The sequence below is a fragment of the Nodularia sp. UHCC 0506 genome (genome assembly GCF_034931045.1).
Classification (GTDB): Bacteria; Cyanobacteriota; Cyanobacteriia; order Cyanobacteriales; family Nostocaceae; genus Nodularia.
In genome coordinates, this window is sequence record NZ_JAYGHH010000022.1 from 37,103 (window position 1) to 40,853 (window position 3,751).

General features: G+C 40.1%; 5 protein-coding genes. 1 reads left to right on the forward strand and 4 read right to left on the reverse strand.

Annotated elements, in window-relative coordinates; genetic code table 11:
* From VB654_RS13915 to VB654_RS13930, 4 genes are all read right to left on the reverse strand, one after another.
* Positions 1 to 314: GAF domain-containing protein (locus tag VB654_RS13915; RefSeq protein WP_323214362.1), on the reverse strand; the 314-nt coding region annotated here is incomplete at its 3' end.
* Between the two features lie 127 nt (positions 315 to 441).
* Positions 442 to 945 (reverse strand): NACHT C-terminal helical domain 2-containing protein, encoded by a 504-nt coding sequence (locus VB654_RS13920; RefSeq protein WP_323214363.1) that lies wholly within the window; start codon positions 943 to 945, stop codon positions 442 to 444.
* 21 nt (positions 946 to 966) lie between these two features.
* A complete protein-coding gene (locus tag VB654_RS13925) occupies positions 967 to 1,245 on the reverse strand; it encodes a LapA family protein (RefSeq protein WP_323214391.1) in 279 nt (92 codons plus the stop codon).
* A gap of 57 nt (positions 1,246 to 1,302) precedes the next feature.
* Complete coding sequence (locus VB654_RS13930) at positions 1,303 to 2,742, reverse strand: phosphoglucomutase/phosphomannomutase family protein (RefSeq protein ID WP_323214364.1); 1,440 nt, start codon at positions 2,740 to 2,742, stop codon at positions 1,303 to 1,305.
* Positions 2,743 to 2,848: 106 nt separating this feature from the next.
* Between VB654_RS13930 and VB654_RS13935 the strand changes: the two genes are divergently transcribed.
* Complete coding sequence (locus VB654_RS13935; RefSeq protein WP_323214365.1) at positions 2,849 to 3,706, forward strand: PD-(D/E)XK nuclease family protein; 858 nt, start codon at positions 2,849 to 2,851, stop codon at positions 3,704 to 3,706.
* The last annotated feature ends 45 nt before the right edge of the window (positions 3,707 to 3,751 follow it).

A 3,751-nucleotide genomic window follows, 5' to 3' on the forward strand; every position in this document is an offset into this window, starting at 1 on the left:
GATGTAACTAGTGGATTATTAGTAAATCGTTCATCAGTTGTGGCATCAGAAACCATAAAAATATCTTTTTGCAAAATAGCATGAGCGCAAAATGCCAAATCACGGGAAGTTTCTAATGTTTCTAGACCAACTTTAGATTTAAACCATTGACGATTAGTATCAATTAGACTAATTAATGCAATGGGTGTGCCGCAAATATACGAAGCTAAACGAGTGATCTGATCAAAAGTCTCTTCAGGTTTAGTATCAAGGATTTTATACTGTAAAAGTGCTTCAATTCTTGCAGTTTCGTCTTGAGGTAATGATGCTGCCATTAGTGTCAATCCCTGCCTCTAGTTGTTATACTAGGTTATTTATAGGCAAATTATTATTTATTAATGATGACACATAAAACTCAGTATGTCAGAATAATGAATGAATATGAAGAATTTTGACAGATAATTAGCTGGCGCTGATAGCTTCACATCTGCAATAACAAATACACATAGAAATCCTAAATAGATCACAAACCCAAAGATCCCCGACTTCTTCAAGAAGTCGGGGATCTGAACCTCTACTAAGGTTTGGCTTTAACATCCGCGTCTCGATTTCTTGCCAATAATCAGGGGAAGTTTCGCCAATTGCTGCTTTTTTGCAATCGAGAATCAGCTTATTTGCGTAGAGATAATCTGCTTCTGCTGAGTCAAAACCCTGCGCTCGTTTAATTAATAAGCCGTGTTGCGCCTCTATAGCTTTTACAACTTCTAGACTCTCATTAGTTGAAATATCTTTGAGATATTCAGCAATATATGTTTGAATTTCACTTTCTTCAAATAAAGCATATTGCTCTTGATTAAACTTACGATTAGCCACATGACTCAGCAGCTTTATTCCCCTTTGATATAATTGCGATCGCTTAGTTGGTAAATCTTCAATCTCACCGAAAATCCAGCAAGTCAAACTCAATCAGCGAATACTCAAATTGGGCTAAAAATCTTCATCATCAACAAAAAATTCAGCATCATCATCTAATCGAGACTTACCCGAACCTGAACCAACAAGACCCCAAAGAGGTTGGAGTAAAGCCATACCAATTAAACCCACGCCAGCGCTAAAAGCCAGCACTAAACCCACTGGTATTTGAATCGTTTGAAATGTTAAAAATCTTAAAGATACAGGTGTGGCATTTTGAACTGAGATAATAGCGATCGCTACTACCCAAATAGCCACAACTAGAGATATAAAAATAGGAATCAAAGTTTTCATAATAATCATGCATACTCCCCTCTCCGTTGCAGAAGAGGGGTTGGGGATGAGGTTTTCTTAAACTGCTACTGCTTCTAGTTTAGCGATCGCACTTTGCATTTCTTGAGCAACTTTAGCGAGTTTTTCAGCAGAATTGGTTTCCATGTAAACGCGTACTAAAGGTTCTGTACCAGAAGGACGTAACAAAATCCAGCTACCCTCTTCTAAATACAGCTTAATTCCGTCTTTGCGTCCGACTTCTTTAACTTTAATCCCGGCTACCTCTGAAGGGGGATTTTTAGTAAAAGAATCGATGACAGCAGTTTTGTGTGCCTCTGTCAAATGTAAGTCCAGACGGTCATTATAAAGCGGACCATCAGCTTCCGCGATCGCTTCCTTCACTAATTGACTCAAGGGTTTACCTTCATAGGCGATCGCTTCTGCCACGAGCATATCAGCTAAAATTCCATCTTTTTCAGGAATATGGCCAATGACACTTAAACCGCCTGATTCTTCACCCCCAATTAATACGGTAGTTTCCCGCATTTTTTCACCGATGAATTTAAAACCAACTGCCGTTTCATAAATTTGCAACCCGTGTTTAGCTGCGAAATTATCTAACAGGTGAGTTGTCGCCACAGTACGGACTATCGCGCCGCTTTGACCTTTGTTTTTAATTAAATGGCGTGCTAGTAATAACAGCACAGTATTGGGCGTAAGAAAATTTCCTAATTCATCAACGATACCAAAGCGATCAGCATCACCATCTGTAGCCAGTCCTAAATCGGCTTTATCGGCTCTGACTGCCTCCACTAACCCAATTAGTTGTTCACCCTTGGGTTCGGGCATTCCGCCGCCAAATAGCACATCGCGAGTAGTATTAAAGCTTTCTAACTGACAGCCGCAATGTTGCAAAACTTCATCTAAATAACCGCGAGAAGTCGAATAAAGGGCATCGTACTTCACCTTTAAATTCGCACTCTTGATGCGTTCTACATCCAGTAAGGTGTAGATAAACTTGAGATACTCTGGTTTGGGGTTAAACAGAGAAATTGCCCCAGCCGGAACACTTCCAGGCAGCGCATCTGATGCACCTTCAATATTCGCCACAATGGTGTCAGTAATCTCTGGAGTGGCAGGCCCAGCGTAATCAGGGATATATTTAATTCCACAGTAAGGTGCTGGATTATGGCTGGCAGTAAACATCAAAGCCCCAGCCGATTTTAACAGCCGGGCGTTGTATGCAATTACTGGTGTAGGGCAATCCCGATCAGTAATTTTTACAGTCCAACCCAAGTCTGCCAAGACTTCAGCTGCTGTTTGAGCGAACTGGTCAGCCAAAAACCTAGTATCGTAGGCAATAAGAACTGGTCTATCTTTGGAATAGGCTGTTTCGAGGTAACTTGCGATCGCCCTTGTGACTTTCCGCACATTGGGAAAAGTAAAATCATCGGCTATAATTCCTCTCCAACCGTCAGTACCAAATTTTATTTTGCTGGAATTGCTACTAGCGCTCATTGTTGCCCCTTTCTCCCGGATATCTTCAATACTATAGGAAGCTTCCCCTAAAGCGTGCGTAGCCGCAAGTATTCCCCAACGTATTTTTTCTCACTGATATTGAGCAATGTCATTTCCTAATCGACCTTTTGCTAGTTATCACCTTTGGTCTTTAGTTGCCCCAGCAACAGGACAAGAACGTTGGCATTGCCAGATGAGAAGGGGGTTTATTAAAGCGCGTCAACATGAACCGCAAGTTAAAGCGCTGTTAGGTAAGGCCACTGCACCCCAGAGGATTGGTATTCTCGCCCAAAAAGGCGTTTATGAATTCCATCATAATAGACATCTGTTACACCAATCAGACGGTGTAGATCAAGTTGCCCAGTTATTAAAATTAAGCAACTCCACTGAACAAGTCCAACAGCGCGTCCGGCAAATTTTGCAAAAATATCATGATGCCCCATTACTGTTAGATAAACACATTGTCCAATTAACAAGGGGAGATGAAGGTTTTCCTAAACCAATTTTTGTGGAACAGGAAGATTTTCATTTTCGGTTATATGCAGCAATGGATTGTGTTTTTCGGGAATCTGATCGCACTTTGCATATTTTAGATTTTAAAACTGGTAAATCTGCATTTGACCAAAGACAAGCATTAGTTTATTTACTCGCGGCGCGTTATCTTTACCCTGAATTAGAAGCGGTAGCATCTTTTTATAATTTGGAGATGTCCAAAAAATCAGATTTAATTAGCCTGAACAATCGGGAATTAGAATCTTTAAAGTTAGATTTAGCAAATATTGCCAACAAGCATCAATACGATTTACAAAAATATCACGAAAAAAAGAGTAATTTTAGTAAAATATTTCCGCCGAATCCAGGGAAACACTGCCGCTTTTGTCCTTTTAATACTATCTGTGAATTTGCCGACAAAATATCTTATTCACACCCATTACCAAACTTAAAAACTGATAGGAAATATTAGAGGCTATGGGCAAATTTCAACAAGTAGGGCTGGCTGAAGAAATCT